At 71.9% G+C, this 310-nt stretch carries 1 protein-coding gene; it reads right to left on the bottom strand.

What is annotated here, in order from left to right; translation table 11 throughout:
• On the bottom strand, positions 1–310 hold a 310-nt coding region (locus tag ACEN88_RS35070), incomplete at both ends, for a PAS domain-containing protein (protein ID WP_413347034.1).

Here is a 310-nt window from a genome sequence, read left to right as displayed (position 1 = left end):
GATCTCCGCCTCCAGCGCATGCACGCCGTCGGCCGCGCTGTCCGCATACAGCCGGGCGCGCGCATCGGCGCCGGCCGGGTCGAGCACTTCCGTTTCGAGCCGTCCCGTCACCGCGTCCTCGTTCCGGCCCGTGAACTGCAGGAAGGCGCGGTTGAACAGGACGATGCGCCGCTTCGCATCCAGCACCCACAGCGGCGTGGCGAGCGAATCGAGGATGGTCTTCAGGTAGCGCGCACCGTCCGCGAGCCGGCGCTCGCTGGCCTGCTGTCGGTCACGCTGGCCGCGCTGGCCTGGCGCATGAGCCGCGAGG

The sequence above is a fragment of the Massilia sp. CT11-108 genome (genome assembly GCF_047302915.1).
GTDB lineage: Bacteria > Pseudomonadota > Gammaproteobacteria > Burkholderiales > Burkholderiaceae_D > Telluria > Telluria orientalis.
This window is presented reverse-complemented; position numbering and strand designations above follow the sequence as displayed.